The 15,986-nt window shown below is 70.5% G+C and carries 16 protein-coding genes; 8 read left to right on the forward strand and 8 right to left on the reverse strand.

The annotated features are described in order from the left end of the window. Positions 1 to 20 precede the first annotated feature (20 nt). The 4 genes from ACFSC0_RS02145 to ACFSC0_RS02160 all read right to left on the reverse strand — a co-directional run bounded on the left by ACFSC0_RS02145 (position 21) and on the right by ACFSC0_RS02160 (position 3,007). Entirely contained in the window at positions 21 to 902 is an 882-nt protein-coding gene (locus tag ACFSC0_RS02145) for a polyprenyl synthetase family protein (RefSeq protein ID WP_377280993.1), read from the reverse strand. Then, entirely contained in the window at positions 902 to 1,144 is a 243-nt protein-coding gene (locus ACFSC0_RS02150) for an exodeoxyribonuclease VII small subunit (RefSeq protein WP_377280992.1), read from the reverse strand. The genes ACFSC0_RS02145 and ACFSC0_RS02150 overlap by 1 nt, the downstream gene beginning before the upstream one ends. Positions 1,145 to 1,407: 263 nt before the next feature. Next, positions 1,408 to 2,025, reverse strand: a complete 618-nt coding sequence (locus ACFSC0_RS02155) for a histidine phosphatase family protein (protein WP_377280991.1) — start codon at positions 2,023 to 2,025, stop codon at positions 1,408 to 1,410. A gap of 49 nt (positions 2,026 to 2,074) precedes the next feature. Continuing rightward, on the reverse strand, positions 2,075 to 3,007 hold the full coding sequence (locus tag ACFSC0_RS02160; protein WP_377280990.1) for a histone deacetylase family protein: 933 nt from the start codon (positions 3,005 to 3,007) through the stop codon (positions 2,075 to 2,077). A 33-nt stretch (positions 3,008 to 3,040) separates the two neighbouring features. Here ACFSC0_RS02160 and ACFSC0_RS02165 point away from each other — a divergent pair, with 33 nt between their 5' ends. From ACFSC0_RS02165 to ACFSC0_RS02180, 4 genes are all read left to right on the forward strand, one after another. After that, a complete protein-coding gene (locus tag ACFSC0_RS02165; protein ID WP_377280989.1) occupies positions 3,041 to 3,589 on the forward strand; it encodes a GNAT family N-acetyltransferase in 549 nt (182 codons plus the stop codon). Positions 3,590 to 3,707: 118 nt separating this feature from the next. Further along, complete coding sequence (locus ACFSC0_RS02170; protein WP_377355052.1) at positions 3,708 to 4,232, forward strand: recombinase family protein; 525 nt, start codon at positions 3,708 to 3,710, stop codon at positions 4,230 to 4,232. Positions 4,233 to 4,460: 228 nt separating this feature from the next. Continuing rightward, a complete protein-coding gene (locus ACFSC0_RS02175) occupies positions 4,461 to 5,636 on the forward strand; it encodes a vWA domain-containing protein (protein ID WP_377280987.1) in 1,176 nt (391 codons plus the stop codon). A gap of 16 nt (positions 5,637 to 5,652) precedes the next feature. Next, a complete protein-coding gene (locus ACFSC0_RS02180) occupies positions 5,653 to 6,309 on the forward strand; it encodes a TetR/AcrR family transcriptional regulator (protein ID WP_377280986.1) in 657 nt (218 codons plus the stop codon). 142 nt (positions 6,310 to 6,451) lie between these two features. Here ACFSC0_RS02180 and ACFSC0_RS02185 read toward each other — a convergent pair whose 3' ends face one another. The 4 genes from ACFSC0_RS02185 to ACFSC0_RS02200 all read right to left on the reverse strand — a co-directional run bounded on the left by ACFSC0_RS02185 (position 6,452) and on the right by ACFSC0_RS02200 (position 11,971). Next, the gene (locus ACFSC0_RS02185) at positions 6,452 to 7,624 is read right to left on the reverse strand and encodes a hypothetical protein (protein WP_377280985.1); all 1,173 of its coding nucleotides are present in this window, start codon (positions 7,622 to 7,624) and stop codon (positions 6,452 to 6,454) included. A gap of 187 nt (positions 7,625 to 7,811) precedes the next feature. Further along, entirely contained in the window at positions 7,812 to 9,245 is a 1,434-nt protein-coding gene (locus ACFSC0_RS02190) for a UdgX family uracil-DNA binding protein (RefSeq protein WP_377280984.1), read from the reverse strand. Further along, positions 9,245 to 10,471 carry a putative DNA modification/repair radical SAM protein gene (locus ACFSC0_RS02195; RefSeq protein ID WP_377280983.1) on the reverse strand — a complete coding sequence of 409 codons (1,227 nt, stop codon included), beginning with the start codon at positions 10,469 to 10,471 and terminating at the stop codon, positions 9,245 to 9,247. The genes ACFSC0_RS02190 and ACFSC0_RS02195 overlap by 1 nt, the downstream gene beginning before the upstream one ends. A gap of 120 nt (positions 10,472 to 10,591) precedes the next feature. Then, a complete protein-coding gene (locus tag ACFSC0_RS02200; RefSeq protein WP_377280982.1) occupies positions 10,592 to 11,971 on the reverse strand; it encodes a cytochrome P450 in 1,380 nt (459 codons plus the stop codon). A 124-nt stretch (positions 11,972 to 12,095) separates the two neighbouring features. On the opposite strand from ACFSC0_RS02200, the gene ACFSC0_RS02205 reads away from it, so the two are divergent. The 4 genes from ACFSC0_RS02205 to ACFSC0_RS02220 all read left to right on the forward strand — a co-directional run bounded on the left by ACFSC0_RS02205 (position 12,096) and on the right by ACFSC0_RS02220 (position 15,880). Then, the gene (locus tag ACFSC0_RS02205) at positions 12,096 to 13,004 is read left to right on the forward strand and encodes a LysR substrate-binding domain-containing protein (protein WP_377280981.1); all 909 of its coding nucleotides are present in this window, start codon (positions 12,096 to 12,098) and stop codon (positions 13,002 to 13,004) included. A gap of 101 nt (positions 13,005 to 13,105) precedes the next feature. Continuing rightward, the gene (locus ACFSC0_RS02210) at positions 13,106 to 13,273 is read left to right on the forward strand and encodes a hypothetical protein (protein ID WP_377280980.1); all 168 of its coding nucleotides are present in this window, start codon (positions 13,106 to 13,108) and stop codon (positions 13,271 to 13,273) included. 129 nt (positions 13,274 to 13,402) lie between these two features. Then, positions 13,403 to 14,743, forward strand: a complete 1,341-nt coding sequence (locus tag ACFSC0_RS02215) for an MFS transporter (protein WP_377355054.1) — start codon at positions 13,403 to 13,405, stop codon at positions 14,741 to 14,743. Positions 14,744 to 14,806: 63 nt separating this feature from the next. Further along, on the forward strand, positions 14,807 to 15,880 hold the full coding sequence (locus tag ACFSC0_RS02220; RefSeq protein WP_377280978.1) for an extracellular solute-binding protein: 1,074 nt from the start codon (positions 14,807 to 14,809) through the stop codon (positions 15,878 to 15,880). Positions 15,881 to 15,986 lie beyond the last annotated feature (106 nt).

Raw genomic sequence — 15,986 nt, forward strand, 5'->3', positions numbered from 1 at the left:
GGTCTGGGGCTGGTCCCAAATCAGTTGCGGCGCTCTAGCACGAAATCCACGCTGGCCCGCAGGATTTCGGCCGGCGGCCCGAAGGGGTCGAGGTGGGCCTTGGTCTGCTCGGCCAGCAGGGCGAGGCGCTCCTTGGCCGCGTCGGCGCCCAGCAGAGTCACATAGTTGGTCTTGCCCTTCTCCGCATCCTTGCCGGCCCGTTTACCGAGCTTCTCCGGGTCGCCCTCGGCGTCCAGCAGGTCGTCGACGATCTGGTAGGCCAGGCCCAGGTCCTGGGCGAAGGCCATCAGCGCATGGCGCTCGGCCTCGCCCGCGTGGGCCATCACCAGCGGCAGCTCGAAGGCGCAGGCGATCAGGGCGCCGGTCTTCATCCGCTGCATGCGGGCCACGCCCCCGAGGTCGTCGGAGACGCCGACCATGTCGATCATCTGCCCGCCGACCATGCCCCGCGCGCCGCTGGCCAGGGCCAGCTTGAGGATCATGTCCGAGCGGACCGTCCCGTCCTTGTGGGTGTCCGGGTGGGCCAGGATCTCGAAGGCGACGGTTTGCAGGGCGTCCCCGGCCAGCACGGCGGTGGCCTCGTCGTAGGCCTTGTGGACGGTCGGGCGGCCGCGGCGCAGGTCGTCGTCGTCCATGCACGGCAGGTCGTCGTGGATCAGGCTGTAGGCCTGGATGCACTCCAGCGCGCAGGCGGCGCGCAGCACCGGCCGCTCGTCGATCTCGAACATCCGGCCGGTCTCGATGGCGAAGAAGGTGCGCAGCCGCTTGCCGGGGCCGAGCACCGCGTAGCGCATCGCCTCGGTCAGCCGCGATTCGGGCCCGTCGGCTCTGGGCAGCAACTCGTCGAGGGCGACGGTCACCAGATCCGCCGCCTCGGCCACCCGCCTGGCGAGGTCGAGCATCAGCCGAACTCGGCCGGCTCGACGCCCTGGGGTCCCCCCTGACCCATGACGATCTTCTCGACGCGCAGGCGCGCGGCCTCCAGCCGCTTTTCGCAGTGGGCCTTCAGGAGCGCGCCGCGCTCGTACATCTGGATCGACTGCTCCAGCGGCGCCTGGCCGGATTCCAGCTTGGCGACGATGCCTTCGAGTTCGGCCAGCGCCTGCTCGAACGACAGGGCTTCGATGTCGGGGGCCTCGGCCATGACGCTCCTTTCCACGAGCCGGCAACCTAGAGAGCGGGCGCGGACGCCGCAACGGGCGAGAGGCGCCTGCGCCGAAAAGGCGCCGCAGGTGCATCTTCCCTCCCCTTCAGGGGAGGGTGGCGCGGAGCGCAGCGACGCGACGGGTGGGGAAGTCTTGGTCTTCGCGAGCGCTGGACGATCGGCGCCTCGCCGGCCCGATGCTTCCCCACCCCGGTCGGCTCCGCCGACTCGGCCCTCCCCTGAAGGGGAGGGAAGGAGAAGCGCTATCCCCGCTCGAAGCGGCGCATGGACCAGTATTTGTAGCCCTGGCTGGCGACGCAGCGCCAACCTCGGCGGCGCAGGGCCCGGCCGATCATGAAGTTGAAGAAGCCGTGGGCCAGGACGACGACGTCCTCGCCGCCCTCGGCCATCTCGACCAGCATGTCGGCGGCCTCTTCGGCGCGCTTGACGGCCTGGGCCCGGGTCTCCTCGCCCTCGTGGTGGTTGAAGCACCACCACCAGACGCGGGCGAAGAAGCCCCAGAACTTGGGGGACATCTTGATCCACGAGGGCCAGTTGGGCGGCGGCAGGGGCGCCTCCACCAGCAGGTCGTGCTGGGCGAACTGGCGCTCGCCGGCCAGCGCCTTGGCGCTTTCGATGGAGCGAAGCCGGGTCGAGGAGACGAGCGCGCCGCACTTGGCCACGAACTGCATCAGCGCGTCCGGCGGCGTCTGGCCGGGCAGGATGCCGAGCACCTCGTAACTGGCCCAGAACCTCCGGTACTCCTCGGCGGAGAGCAGCACCTTGCGCGACAGCGCCGGCTCGCCGTGGCGAGCGAGCACGATGGCGCCGGCCTTCTGGGCGACGGCTTTGGGCGGCGCGGCGGTCAGGGCGTCTGCCATCGATTCGGAAACTATGCGCCTCGCCCCACGAGAGCCGACCATGGCCCCGTTACGCCTCCTGCAGCGCCCGCACGTGCGCCAGCGCCGAACGGCCCAGCGCCTCCAGGTCGTATCCGCCCTCGAGCGAGGAGACAACCCGGCCCTTGGCGTGGGCGCGCGCCACATCGAGCACGGCGCGGGTCGCCCAGGCGAAGTCTTCCTCGGTCAGGTTCTGCCCGCCGTCCGCGCCGCCGAGGGGGTCGCGCTCGTGCGCGTCGAAGCCGGCCGAGATGATGATCAGGTCCGGGGCGAAGCCGTCCACGTGGCTCATCAGCTTGAGGAATTCGGCGCGCCAGGCGCTGGCCGGGGCCCCGACCGGCACCACAGCGTTGCAGATGTTGGCCGCCGCCGGCTGCGAGGGATGGCCGGTGCCCGGCCACATCGGCCAGGACTGCACCGAGGCCAGGAACAGCCCGTCCTTGCCGGAGAAGGCCGCCTGGGTGCCGTTGCCGTGGTGCACGTCGAAATCGACCACCGCGACCTTGGAGAGCCCCGCCTGCTGGGCCGCCCGGGCGGCGATGGCGACGTTCGAGAAGATGCAGAAGCCCATCGGCACGCCGGGCTCAGCGTGGTGGCCGGGCGGGCGCACGGCGCAGAAGGCCCGCTCCTGGTGTCCAGAGGCGACGTCGCGGACGGCGGCGATCACCGCGCCGGCCGCCCGTCGCGCGGCGATCAGGCTGCCCGCCGACATCGCCGTGTCGGGATCGAGCTGGCGCAGGCCGCCGCTCGGCGCAGCCTCCAGTATCGCCTTGATGTAGGCCCGGTCGTGGACGAGCTCGAGGTCGGCGAGCTCGGCCAGGGGCGCGTCCTCGAGCTCCAGGTCGAGGTCGGAGGCGTCCTCCAGCGAGTCGATCACCGCCTTCAGGCGGGCCGGACGCTCCGGGTGGCCTTCGCCCGGACGGTGGTCGAGCATGTCCGGGTGCGTGTAGAGAGCGACAGACATGTCCCCATACTAGCGCGGAACGTCGTCCTTTCGATGCAACAACCGATCATCCGGCGCGCGGGTCCCGCCGAGGCGCCCCGGCTCGCCGAGCTCGGCGCCGCCACCTTCAGCGAAACCTTCGCGCACCTCTACCCGCCGGAGGACCTCGCGGCCTTCCTCGCCGAGACGCATACGCCGAGCGCCCACGCCGCCATCCTGGCCGATGCGCGCCAGGCGGTTTGGGTGGCCTTGGCCGGCGAGGAACCGGTCGGCTACGCCCACGCCGGCCCCTGCGAGCTGCCTCATCCCGAGGTCACCGCCCGCTGCCTGGAACTGAAGCGGCTCTATGTGCTGAAGCCATGGCAGGGCGCCGGGGTGGCCGTCCGCCTGATGGACGCGGCCATGGCCTGGATGCAGGCCGCCGCGCCCCCGGCGATCTATCTGGGCGTGTGGTCGGAGAATCACCGCGCCCAGAGGTTCTATGCGCGCTACGGCTTCGGGCACGCCGGCGAGTACGAATTCCCCGTCGGGGCGAGCCGCGACCGCGAATACATCTACAAGCTGCGCCCTGCGCACAGAATTTCTACATCAGGGGCGAGTTAGGCTGAACGCACGCCCAGTTTTTCGCCAAGAACCCCCTGGATTCGCAGTTTTATTGCGCCGATTTAACGCGAGACACTTTGACGGCGGACCCACGGTTTGCGATTTTGTCGCAACTGGGATGGGCGACGGTAGGTGGGCGGGAGTGATGGTGCGGATCGGCTATGTACGTCTGCGGGATGAGGCGTCGGCAGAGGACAGTGCGACTCTCAAGGGCGTCGGGTGCCACGTCGTACGCGCCGAGGAGCCGGCCGGGCCGAGCGATCCCGGCTCGTCGGTGCTGACCGCCATCCTCGACTTCATCGGCGACGGCGACCAGCTGGTCGTCACGCGGCTGGAGCACCTGGCCCACTCAACCCGCACGGTTCTGGAAGTCCTCGACCGGCTAGAGGAGAAGGGCGCCAGCCTCTACGTCGTGGAGCCGGAGATCACCACCAAGGGCGAGAGCGGCAAGGCGCTGCGGGCCGTCCTGCAGGCGGTCGCAGCGGTGGAACGCCCCCTGCCCATGCGCCGCCGCCGCTCCGCGCCGCCCGCCCACGAGATCCGCGCCCTGCAGCAGGCCGGCCACGGCCCGGTCGAGATCGCCCGCCGCCTGGGCGTCTCGCGCATGACCGTCTGGCGCAAGCTGAAGGCGGCGGAAGCTTAGCTGCCCCCACCGTCATCCCGGCCGGAAGCCCGCAACTGCGGGCTGGAGAGCCGGGACCCAGCCATGCACGCGGGGCCTCTGGGTCCCGGATCGGGCCTGCAGCCCGTCCAGGATGACGAACTTTGATTTGCGGCGGACGTTGTCCCGGCGGGCCCCGCTGGACTTTGCGGGCGCGCCGCCCCATCCTCGGCGGTCAAACGCCCGTTCGTCTCGAAGGACGCTTCGCCCATGTTCATGCGCTTCTTCACCGAGCTGCGCCAAGCCAAGGTGCCGGTGACGCTGAAAGAGTACCTCATGCTGATGGAGGGGCTCGACAAGGCGGTGATCGACCGCTCCGTGGACGACTTCTACTATCTCTCGCGCGCGGCGCTGGTGAAGGACGAGAAGAACCTCGACCGCTTCGACCAGGTGTTCGGCCACGTGTTCAAGGGCCTGGACAGGGTGGACGGCGACATCACCGCCGACATCCCGGCCGAGTGGCTGAAGAAGATGAGCGAGAAGTTCCTCACCGAGGAGGAGAAGGCGCAGATCGAGGCCATGGGCGGCTTCGACAAGCTCATGGAGGCGCTGGCCCAGCGCATCAAGGAGCAGAAGGAGCGGCACGAGGGCGGCAACAAGGCCATCGGCACCGGCGGCACCAGCCCCTTCGGCGCCAACGGCTACCACCCCGAGGGCATCCGCATCGGCCAGGACAAGGGCCGGCACGGCAAGGCCATCAAGGTCTGGGACAAGCGCGAGTACAAGAACCTCGACGACTCCGTCGAGCTCGGCACCCGCAACATCAAGGTCGCCCTGCGCCGGCTGCGCAAATGGGTCCGCGACGGCGCGCCGGACGAGCTCGACATGGACGGCACCATCAAGGGCACGGCCGAGAAGGGCTACCTGGACATCCACCTGCGTCCGGAGCGCCGCAACAAGATCAGCGTGCTGATCTTCTTCGACATCGGCGGCTCGATGGATTCCCACATCAAGCTCTGCGAGGAGCTGTTCTCCGCGGCCCGCTCCGAGTTCAAGAACATGGAGTTCTACTACTTCCACAACTGCCTCTACGAGGCCGTGTGGAAGGACAACCGCCGCCGCCACGCCGAGAAGATCCCGACCTGGGACGTGCTTCACAAGTTCCCCAGCGACTACAAGGTGATCTTCGTCGGCGACGCCACCATGAGCCCCTACGAGATCACCTATCCGGGCGGCTCGGTGGAGCACTGGAACGAGGAGGCCGGCGCCGTCTGGCTCGACCGGGTCTCGCAGATCTACGAGCACGTGGTGTGGCTGAACCCCACCGCCGAGCGCCACTGGGACTACACGCCCTCGGTCGGCCTCATCAAACAGCTGGTCAACGACCGGATGTACCCCCTGACGCTGGAAGGCCTGGAGAAGGCGATGCGGGAGCTCGCCCGCTGACCCAGGCGAGAACGGGATGAGCGATCCTCTCGCCCACGAGGCTCCGGCGGAAGAGAACGAGGCCGCGACCAAGGCCGCCGTGCTGGCGGCCGCCGAGCGGCTGTTCGCCCTGCACGGGTTCCAGAACGTCTCGGTGCGCGACATCACCGCCGAGGCGGGGGTGAACCTGGCCTCGGTGAACTATCACTTCGGCTCCAAGGACGCCCTGCTGTTCGAGATCTTCCGCCGGCGCACGGCGGAGCTGAACCGCGAGCGGGCCCGGATGCTGCACGAGGCCAACGCCCGCCACGGCGGCGCCCCGCCGGTGCGCGAGATCCTCGAGGCGCTGTTCGCCCCGCCGCTGCGCTGGAGCGCCCCCGACAACGCCCGGCGCATCTCGCTGCAGTTCATCATCCGCGCCCGCGGCGAGGGCACGGCCGAGATGCGCGAGGCGCTGCAGCACGACGTCTCCCACCTCGCCCGCTTCGCCGACGCGCTGATCGCCGCCCGTCCGGACCTGCCCCGCGAGGAGGTCTATTGGCGGCTGCACTTCTGCCTGGGCATGATCCACAACAACCGCTTCGCCGAGCTCGACCGGCTGCACCACCTCTCCGGCGGGATCACCCGCGAGGGCGACGTGGAGGCCCTGCTCGGCCGCATGCTCGACTTCGCCGAAGCGGGGTTCAGCGCCTGACCCTCCTCTCCCCCGACTCGAAGAGCGGGGGGAGAGGCCGGGAGAGGGGTGACTGGACCTGTCCGCGTTCGAGGCGGCGGCCCGGTCACGCCCAAGCGATCAAGCATCCGGCGAAGTTCGAAACGCCGCTCCGCCCCTCTCCCTACCCTCTCCCCTCGGGCTGCGCCTCGGGGGAGAGGATGAGCCCCCCGTAATACCGCCGCAGCAGGACCCCGGTCAGGGCGATCGCCGGCAGGGCCAGCAGGATCGACGGCGCCAGCGGCGCGCCGGCCGCCGCGATCCCGGCCGCGGTCAGGCAGGCGGCGAAGCAGCCCACGTCCCAGGCCCCCTCGTTGGCCATCGTGGCCCGCAGGCAGCAGGGCGAGGCCTTGACCAGGTTGCTGTTCGCCACGCCCACGGCCGGGGCCAGCAGGGCGATGGCCACGGGCCCGGCCGCGTTGGCCGCGACCGCCAGGGCCGGGTGCCCGGCCGCCGCCGAACGGACCAGCACCACCAGCCCCATGGCCGTGTAGGCGATCAGCGCCGCGCGCCGGCCGCCGCCCAGGTCCACGTGCCGGCCCAGCACCAGGCCGAACGCCGCCCCGGCCAGCGCCGCCAGCGCCATCGCCCCGCCGTAGGCCGAGAAGCTCTCGGCCAGGGTCACGAACAGCACGATCTGCCAGACGTAGAAGAAGAAGCTGTCGATCCAGCCGTCGAGGGCGTTCAGCGCCATGGTCAGCCGGGCGGACCGAAGGACGCCGGCCGCCTCGCTCCGCACCGCAACGTTCGGGGCGCCGAGAAGCGGCAGGACCGACAGCGCCTGTACCAGGGCGACGCCGGCGAACATCCAGACGGGCCCGGCGCTCACCAGCGCCCAGGCGCCGACAAGGGGCGCTGCGACGCTCGCCGCCGCCACCGCGGCCTCGCGGGCGCTGATCTGGTGGCCGCGATGTTCGGAGTCGCCGACGCTGGCGAAGTAGGCGTTGTACGAAACCCAGTAGACCACCTCGGCCACGCAGCGGGTGAGGGCCAGGATGGCGAGCTTTCCGCCGACGCCGCTCACCTGGGCCAGCAGCAGATAAGGCAGCGCCGTGGCCAGCGCCCCGGCGATGAGCAGGGGCTTCAGCCCCCACCGCCGGGCGAAGGGCAGGATCGCCGGCCGCAGGACGAACCGCCCGGCGACCACCGCGGCCTCGGCCGCGAGCGCCCAGTGCGCCGGCACGCCGGCCGCGAGCAGGAACGCGAAGAAAAAGACGCCCCCGCCGGCCTGGGCGAAGGTCTGCACCGTGGTGTGCAGGTTGAGGCGGTTGATCGCCTCGTTGCGAAAGAAAGCCATGAATGAGTTTGCCGAACAGCAGGTGAGGTCGCGGCTCAGGCGAGCCGGGGAAGCGGGGGCGTCACGCCGCTAGGAAATGACCTCACGCATGGGAGCGTCCTTGTTCAGCGAACGCAGCTTGGCGGCAGAAGCAGGCGTGGTCAATCGCTCTTAGACCTCTCCCCCCGCCAGGCGGGGGGAGAGGTCACTACGCCGCCAGCTTCCAGGCGAACTTCAGGTCGTCGACGAACAGGGCGAAGGCCTTGGCCTTGACTTCGGCGTCGGGGACGCGGAGCAGGTAGGAGGGGTGGTAGGTGACGACGCCCTGGGCCTGGTCCGGCAGCTGGATCGCCTGCTGGCGGAACTTGCCGATGGCCATCGGCTTGCCGAACACCGACAGCACCGCGGTCCCGCCCAGGGCGACGATCACCCGCGGCCGGACGATCGCCCGCTCGGCGTCCAGCCACCAGCGGCAGGCCTCGACGTGGCCGGCGTCCGGCGTCTTGTGCAGCCGCCGCTTGCCGCGCAGCTCGTGGCGGAAGTGCTTCACGGCGTTGGTGACGAAGGTCTCGCCGCGCGGCACGCCGGCCTCGTCCAGGGCCCGGTCCAGCACCTTGCCGGCGGGCCCGACGAACGGCTTGCCGGCCAGGTCCTCCTGGTCGCCGGGCTGCTCGCCGACGAACATCAGCTTGGCGGTCTTCGGCCCTTCGCCGGCCACCCCTTGCGTGCCTTCGCGGTAGAGCTCGCAACGGCGGCAGACCTGCACCCCACCCCAGACCTCCTCCAGGGTGGTGGGCACCGTGGCGTCGTAGGTCGCGTCGCGGCTGACGCGGGCGGCCTGGCGGACGATGCGGCGGGAGGGCTCGGTCGGGGGCTGGGCGACCATGGCGGCGGTGCGGCTTTCGGCGGCCTCGATCAGTTCGGGAATGAGCCGCGCCTCGGGCAGGTTCCGCCAGTAGCGTTTGGGCATCTCCTTCTGCATCTGGGCGACCTTCAGCCGGGCCGGGTTGAAGATGGCCGCGTAGTAGGTGCGCCAGTAGTCCTCGAGGGAGTCATGGGCCGGCGCGTCGGCCGGGTCCGCGCCCGGCGAGAAGCCCAGCCGCTCGCCGTCCCAGTGGACGCAGACGTCCGGCGTCAGGATCGAGAACCGCACGTTGGTGAACCGGCGGGCGAAGAACGGGGCGACCTTCTCGGCCACCCGGTGCGCCGGCTCGAACCAGGCGGCGTAGGTCTCCGGCTGGTCGGGATCGCTGACCAGCCGGAAACGCACGAAGGCCTTCATCTTGTGGGCGGCCTTGTCGACGTTGCGGGCCATGTCGCGAAGTCGGGCGACGTCCGGATCGGTGGCGATGTGCATCAGGGCAGGCTCGGCGCCGAGCCGCCAGAGCACCCGGTACATCAGCGCGAACCGCTCGTCCGAGCGGTGCAGGATCGCCTCCTGGGCCAGCTCCACGAAGTCCTTCGGGACGGTGAAGGCAGGCGCGGCGGCGGCAAGCGCCGGCTGGCCGGCCGCGAACAGGTCGCCCTCCCCGTCCACGGTCCAGACCACCGCCTCCGGCGCGACGCCCTCCGTTCGCAGTGCGCGGGCGGCGCGCCGCCAGCCGTCGAAGTCGATCTCGGAGGCAAGGCGCACCAGCCGCATCAGAAGAGCCTCAGCTGCTCCGGCCCGGGCGCGATGCGCGAGCGCAGGTCGGCCCGGTCGGTCAGGCCGCCCGGCGTCCAGTCCTCCACCACGATGAACGGCTTCAGCTTCTCCAGGCTGCGGGCGGCGCGCTTCACGTCTTCGAGGCGCAGGCGCTTGTAGCGGCGCACCTCGAGCAGCTTGTCGACGCTCTTCACCCCCAGGCCCGGCACGCGGAGCAGCCGCTCGCGCTCGGCGAGGTTGAGGTCGACCGGGAAGGCGCCGCGGTTCCTCAGGGCCCAGGCGAGCTTGGGGTCGATCGCCAGGTCCAGGTCTTCGCCCGTCGCCGCGATCTCCTCGCGCTCGAAGCCGTAGAAGCGCATCAGCCAGTCGGCCTGGTAGAGGCGGTGCTCGCGCATCAAGGGCGGCTTCACCGGCGGGAGGGCCGCCGCCGCATCGGGGATCGGGCTGAAGGCGGAATAGTAGACGCGCCGAAGGCCGTAGGCGCCGTAGAGGCTGGCGCTGCGGGCCAGGATCTCGCCGTCGCTGGCGCCGTCTGCGCCGACGATCATCTGGGTGGACTGGCCGGCCGGCGCGTAGGCGGGCGCCGCCGCCGTGCGGGCCGGCTCCTTCGCAGAGTCGATCGCGAGCCGCACCTTGCCCATCGACCGCTTGATGCCGACCAGGTCCTTCTCGGGCGCGAAGGCGGCCAGGCTCTCGTCCTTGGGCAGCTCGATGTTGATCGAGACCCGGTCGGCCCACAGGCCCGCCTCGTTCACCAGCTCCGGCGAGGCCTCGGGGATCAGCTTCAGGTGGATGTAGCCGCGGAAATCGTGGACCTCGCGCAACGTGCGGGCCACCCGCACCAGCGCCTCCATCGTGTAGTCGGCGCTCTGGATGATGCCGGAGGAGAGGAACAGGCCTTCAATGTAGTTGCGCTTGTAGAAGCCCAGGGTGAGATCGACGACCTCCTGCACCGAAAAGCGCGCCCGAGGCACGTTCGACGACACCCGGTTCACGCAATAGGCGCAGTCGTATACGCAGAAGTTGGTCAGCAGGATCTTCAGCAGGCTGATGCAGCGGCCGTCCGGCGCATAGGCGTGGCAGATGCCCATCCCCTCCGTCGAGCCGACGCCGCGGCCGCCGACGGAATCCCGCTTCTCCGTCCCCGAGGACGCGCAGGACGCGTCGTACTTGGCGGCGTCCGAGAGGATCGCGAGCTTGCGCTTCAGGTCGAGAACGGCCATTCCCGCAAGTTAATGTTCCACTTTTGTTCTGTCGAGCTGAGCCGTAGCGATTTCGCGTTTCGACCTCTCCGTCATCCCGGTCGCAAGCCCCAGCGGAGATTGGACGAGGCGCGTTCCTGCTCAGCCGAACCGCTCGTAGACCCGCAGGGGCATGCCGCCGATCGGCTTCAGCGTCATGTCCGAGAACAGCTCGACCTTGTGGCCGGGCACGGGATCGAACTCGTACCTGGCCAGCCAGTGGGCCAGCGCCAGCAGCGCCTCGGCCATGGCGAACTGGGCGCCGATGCAGATCCTGGGACCGGCCCCGAAGGGGATGTACTGGAACCGGTGGCGGCCCTCCTTGGCCTCCGGCGAGAAGTTCTCCGGGTCGAACAGGTCCGGGTCGCGCCACAGGGCCTTGTGCCGGTGGACGAGCCAGGGCCAGACGCCGACCCAGTCGCCTTTGCGGATCCTGAGGTCGCCCAGTTCCTCGTCGCAGACCGCCTCGCGTTCCAGACGCGGCGCGGGCGGATAGAGGCGGAGCGCCTCCTCCAGCACCATGCGCAGGTAGATCAGGCGCTCCAGCGTCTCGGCGGGCGTGGCGGCGCCGCTGAGGGCGTCGCGCGCCTCCTCGGCCGCCCAGGCCTGCGCCTGCCGGTCGTTGGCGAGCAGGTAGAGGGTCCAGGCGAGCGCGTGGGCCGTCGTCTCGTGGCCGGCGACCAGGAAGACCACCGCGTTGCTGAGCGCCATCCGCGCGGCCGCCTCCGGCGGGTGGTCGGCGGCGAAAGCCCGCAGGATCTGGGTCATGAAGTCGGCCGGCGGGTCCGGATCGGCCTGGCGAGCGGCGATGAAGGCCGACAGGCGCGAGATCAGGAAGGCCTCCGCCGCCCGGCCCTTGCGCGTGCGCCGGGTCTGGTCGAGCCATCCCAGGCCGCCGAGGATCGCGCCCGGCCGCAGCACCGAGGCGAGCAGGTTCTCCACGTGCTCGGCCGCCTCGTCGGTGCCGAGGCCATGCTCGGCCGAGAACAGCGCCCGGCTGATCACGTCGAAGGTGGTGCGCACGGCCTCGGCGTCCACGTCCAGCACGCCGGGCGCCTCGCCGGCCCAGCGGTCGGCCGTCCGCTGCGCCGCGTCGACGAAGATGGGATGGAAGGCGGACACCGCGACCGGCGTGAAGGTCGGCGCCATCAGCCGGCGCTGGCCGCGCCAGGCCTCGCCCTCCTCCATGAACACGCTGCCGCCCATGTAGCGGCCGGCCAGCCGCTTCATCAGCGCGGGCTTGCCGAAGCTCGGCTGCTTGTCGAGGAGGACCTGCTGGATCAGCTCGGGATCGTTGACCGTGTGGTAGGTGAAGCCCGGGAGCCGGCGGCTGTCGTGCGAGATCTCGAACGAGGCCCTCGGCCAGCCGTTGATCGGGTTGCGCGACTGGGCCCCGAACATGGCGCTCCAGTAGGACGGCGGCGCCTTCGGCCGCGGCGGACAGGCGGGGCGGAATCGCTCGACGACGACAGGCTTGTTCACCGGTCTCTCCCACGCTTCGCGCCACCTTGCGTTGCGGCGCAACCTTTATCCCACGGGGAGGATGCGGACGTTGCTGCAGTGCGACAAACGATATATGAACAAGGTTCTTGTGAGCTGAGGTCACATGGCCCGACGCACGCTGCCGCCGCTCGGGGCGCTCCGCGCCTTCGAGGCCTTCGCCCGCCTGGGCCAGATGACGCTGGCGGCGGACGAGCTCTGCGTCACCCACGGGGCGGTGAGCCGCCAGATCCGCAGCCTGGAGCGGGACACTGGTCTGCGCCTGACGGAGGGGCCGCGCCACAAGCTGCGCCTGACGGACGCCGGCCAGCGGCTGGCCGCCTCGCTGTCTTCGAGCTTCGACCAGCTCGAGCGCTGCTTCGTGGAGCTTAAGTCGGCGGCCGAGCACGAGCTTAGGCTCTCCTGCGTCGGCACCTTCGCCATCCGCTGGCTGATCCCGCGCCTGCCGAGCTTCCACGCCCGCCACCCGGAGTTCCGGGTCAAGGTCACCGAGTCCTTCGCGCCGGTGGACTTCGCGCGCCAGCCGTTCGATGCGGCCATCCGGCTGGCCGAGCACGTGCCCTCGCACGGGGTGGAGGCCCTGCCCTTCTTGGAGAATTTCCACGGGCCCGTCGTCGCCCCCGCCCTGCTGGCGGCCGGCGGCGGCCTCGACACCATCCCGCGGCTGCACACCCGCCCGCACCTGTCGGCCTGGGCCGAATGGGAGGCGCACAGCGGCGTGCGGCTTCCCCACGCCCCCGTCGACCGCGAGTTCGAGCACCTGTTCTACATGCTGGAGGCCGCCGCCGCCGGACTGGGCGCCGGCCTCAGCCCCTGGATCTACGTGGCCGGCGACATCGCCACGGGCCGGCTGGCGGCGCCCTACGGCTTCGTGCCCACGCCGGCCCGCTTCTTCCTGCTGCTGCCGCCGGGCGCGCCCAAGAGCGCCGCGGCTGCGTTCCGCGACTGGCTGGTCGAGGAAGCCGCCGCCGCGCCCGCGCCGCCGGCGCCTGGGCTGCTTCAGCCCGCCGGCTGACCGCTCCCCCCCCAACCGCTCATCCCACCAGGAAGCATCTGGCCGAAACATCTTCCGCCGCTCGCGGGTTGGGCTCCGAACCTTAAATCAGGAGGCCAGCCATGCCCCATCCCCAAGACGTCACCTGGCGTGAGGACCCGCCGCAGCCCCGCCGCGACGGTGAAGCAACCGGCCCCGACGGCCAGGGCGGACAGCGCACCGACGCCCCCCGCGAGAAGCGCGACGCCGCCGACCAGCGCGCCGCCGAAAACGAGGAGGAGGAAGGCTAGAGCGGCCGCTTTCCCCGGCGCAGCGGAGTTGCTAGGACGGGCCCATAATTATTCTTCTCATTAGGGAGTCGCCCGCGCCGGGCATTACGGGCGGCGCGCGCGGCAGGGTCGTTGGCAAACCTCGAGCGTGTGGACGCGCGGCCCGACGCCGCGCCAGTTGAAGCTGACCTCGCCGAGCGCGAGGCCGCCTACGAAAAGTTCGTTTGGGACAACCTCAAGCGCAACTACATCGGCCACTATCTGCACGGCATGCTGGGGATGACCGGCTTCAGGCTGGTCAACGCCCCCACCTTCCTGCCGGCCTATCTGTTCGCCCTCTCGGGCTCGAACACCATCGTGGGGCTGGGCCTGGCCCTGCAGCAGATGGGCGGGATCATCTCGCCGATCTTCGGCGCCACCCAGATCGAGCACAAGACCAAGGTGATGGGCGCGGCCATCTGGATGGGCGGGCTGGCCCGCCTCCAGGTGCTCGGCATGGCCATCGCCGGCTGGCTGCTCTCCGGCCAGCCGCTGGTCATCGCGCTGCTGTTCTTCATGTTCATGTTCGGGCTCTTCATGGGCACCCAGCGGGTCGTCTTCTCGATCCTCATGTCCAAGGTAATCCCGATCAGCCGGCGCGGCCGGCTGCAGGCCTGGCGCAACGCCACCGGCGGGGTGATCGCCGCGGCGCTCGCCTACGTGGCCGGACGCTACTTCATCGACGCCAACCTGTTCGGGAACGGCTATTCGACGACCTTCCTGTTCGCCTTCGTGCTCACCAGCCTGGGGCTGACGGCGCTGCAGTGGCTGATGGTCGAGCCGGAGCCGCCGACCGTTCGCCAGAAGACCCGCTTCCGCGACCGGCTGAAGGACTTCCCCGCCCTGATCCGCTCCGACCGCGGGTTCATGTGGTTCATGATCGTCCAGATGCTGACGGTCTCGGGCCGGATGGCGGTGCCCTTCTACATCCTGTTCGTCTCCAGCTCGATCGAGCTCACCGGGGCGAACCTCGGCGGACTGACGCTGGCCTACCTGGGGGCCGACACCCTTTCGAACCTGCTGTGGGGCTACGTCGGCGACAAGACCGGGTTCCGGCGCATCATGCTGCTGTCGATCGGCCTGTGGATCGGCGCGACCCTGCTGCTGATCGAATCCGAGGCGATCGCCGGCCTGATGGGGCTGGACGTCACGATCCCGATCTTCCTGGCCTTCTTCGGCCTGGGCGCCAGCCAGTCCGGCTACATGATGAGCGCCGGGACGATGATCCTGGAGTTCGGATCGCGCGACGAACTGCCGATGCGGGTCGCCTTCTCCTCGACCGCCGAAGGCATCATGGCCTCGGCCGGCCCGCTGCTCGGCGGGGTGCTGGCCGCGACGCTGGGCTACACCGTGCTGTTCGGGACCTCGATGGCCTTCCTGGCGGCCGGACTGCTGGTCCTGATCCTCATGGTGCCCGAGCCGCGGACTTCGAGGCTGACGCTGCAAGGCTGACAGTTGCGAGCGGTTCTCAACTGTGCGACTAGCTCGGCCGCATAGAGTATGAGGCCGTAGTCCATGAACCGCCTGATCGCCGCCCTCGCCGCCGCCGCCCTGGCCCTGACCGCCTGCGGCCAGCAGGGGGCGGAGACGGCCGGAGCGCCCGCCGGCGAGGCGCCTGCCATCCCGGACCCGGCCAAGGGCTCGGTCAACCTCTACACCGCCCGCCACTACGACGCCGACCTGCAGCTCTACGACGCCTTCACCCGGGCCACGGGCATCAAGGTCAACCGGCTCGAGATGGCGCCCGACCAGCTGATCGAGCGGATGAAGGCGGAAGGGGCGTCCTCGCCGGCCGACGTCGTGATCATGGCCGACGCCGGCGCCCTGTGGCGCGCCGAGGAGGCCGGCCTGCTGGCGCAGGCGAGCATCCCCGAGCTGGAGCAGGCCATCCCCGCCAACCTGCGCGACCCGGAGGGCGAGTGGTTCGGCTTCTCGCGCCGGGCGCGGGTGATCGCCTATCACAAGGCCAAGGTGAAGCCCGAGGAGGTGGCGACCTACGAGGCCCTCGCCTCGCCCAGGTTCAAGGGCCAGGTCTGCGTCCGCTCGGCCGACAACGTCTACAACCTCTCCCTGATGGCCGCGCTGGTCGAGCGCTGGGGGCCGGAGAAGGCGCAGGCCTGGGCGAAGGGCGTCGTCGCCAACATGGCCCGCCCGCCGGCCGGCGGCGACATCGACCAGATCCGCGCGGTCGAGGCGGGCGCCTGCCAGGTGGCCCTGACCAACAGCTACTACTTCCTGCGCATCGCCCGCTCCGAGGCCGAGGCGGACAAGCGGGTGGCCGAGGCGGTGACGCTGAGCTTCCCGGATCTCGCCGGCCAGGGGACGCACGTGAACATCTCCGGCGCCGGGATCGCCCGGAACGCGCCCAACCGCGCCCAGGCCGAGCAGTTCCTCCGCTTCCTGACCACGCCTGAGGCGCAGAAGATCTTCGCCGGGGCCAACAACGAGTTCCCGGTCGCGGCGGGCGTCGAGACGCCGCCGCAGGTCGCCGCCTTCGCCGACTTCAGGGCCGACCCGATGCCGGTCGCCGTCTACGGCCGTCGCCAGGCCGAGGCCCAGGCGATCTTCGACCGGGCGGGCTGGCGGTGAGAACGAGGCAGCTCCTCTCCTCCCCCCCTGGGGGAGGGGGACCGCGGAAGGCCGTGGAGGGGGCCTGCGCCGCCTCTGACGAGACGCGGACCGCAACCGCGGCCGA

The organism is Phenylobacterium terrae (assembly GCF_042681205.1).
Lineage (GTDB): Bacteria > Pseudomonadota > Alphaproteobacteria > Caulobacterales > Caulobacteraceae > Phenylobacterium > Phenylobacterium terrae.

Bases quoted from the DNA above. Each gene is read 5' to 3' on its own strand.
- ACFSC0_RS02150 (WP_377280992.1), bottom strand. From the start codon at position 1,144: ATGGCCGAGGCCCCCGACATCGAAGCCCTGTCGTTCGAGCAGGCGCTG.
- ACFSC0_RS02170 (WP_377355052.1), top strand. From the start codon at position 3,708: ATGGGCGACGGTAGGTGGGCGGGAGTGATGGTGCGGATCGGCTATGTA.
- ACFSC0_RS02175 (WP_377280987.1), top strand. From the start codon at position 4,461: ATGTTCATGCGCTTCTTCACCGAGCTGCGCCAAGCCAAGGTGCCGGTG.
- ACFSC0_RS02165 (WP_377280989.1), top strand. From the start codon at position 3,041: ATGCAACAACCGATCATCCGGCGCGCGGGTCCCGCCGAGGCGCCCCGG.
- ACFSC0_RS02210 (WP_377280980.1), top strand. From the start codon at position 13,106: ATGCCCCATCCCCAAGACGTCACCTGGCGTGAGGACCCGCCGCAGCCC.
- ACFSC0_RS02185 (WP_377280985.1), bottom strand. From the start codon at position 7,624: ATGGCTTTCTTTCGCAACGAGGCGATCAACCGCCTCAACCTGCACACC.
- ACFSC0_RS02195 (WP_377280983.1), bottom strand. From the start codon at position 10,471: ATGGCCGTTCTCGACCTGAAGCGCAAGCTCGCGATCCTCTCGGACGCC.
- ACFSC0_RS02220 (WP_377280978.1), top strand. From the start codon at position 14,807: ATGAACCGCCTGATCGCCGCCCTCGCCGCCGCCGCCCTGGCCCTGACC.
- ACFSC0_RS02190 (WP_377280984.1), bottom strand. From the start codon at position 9,245: ATGCGGCTGGTGCGCCTTGCCTCCGAGATCGACTTCGACGGCTGGCGG.
- ACFSC0_RS02155 (WP_377280991.1), bottom strand. From the start codon at position 2,025: ATGGCAGACGCCCTGACCGCCGCGCCGCCCAAAGCCGTCGCCCAGAAG.
- ACFSC0_RS02145 (WP_377280993.1), bottom strand. From the start codon at position 902: ATGCTCGACCTCGCCAGGCGGGTGGCCGAGGCGGCGGATCTGGTGACC.
- ACFSC0_RS02160 (WP_377280990.1), bottom strand. From the start codon at position 3,007: ATGTCTGTCGCTCTCTACACGCACCCGGACATGCTCGACCACCGTCCG.
- ACFSC0_RS02205 (WP_377280981.1), top strand. From the start codon at position 12,096: ATGGCCCGACGCACGCTGCCGCCGCTCGGGGCGCTCCGCGCCTTCGAG.
- ACFSC0_RS02180 (WP_377280986.1), top strand. From the start codon at position 5,653: ATGAGCGATCCTCTCGCCCACGAGGCTCCGGCGGAAGAGAACGAGGCC.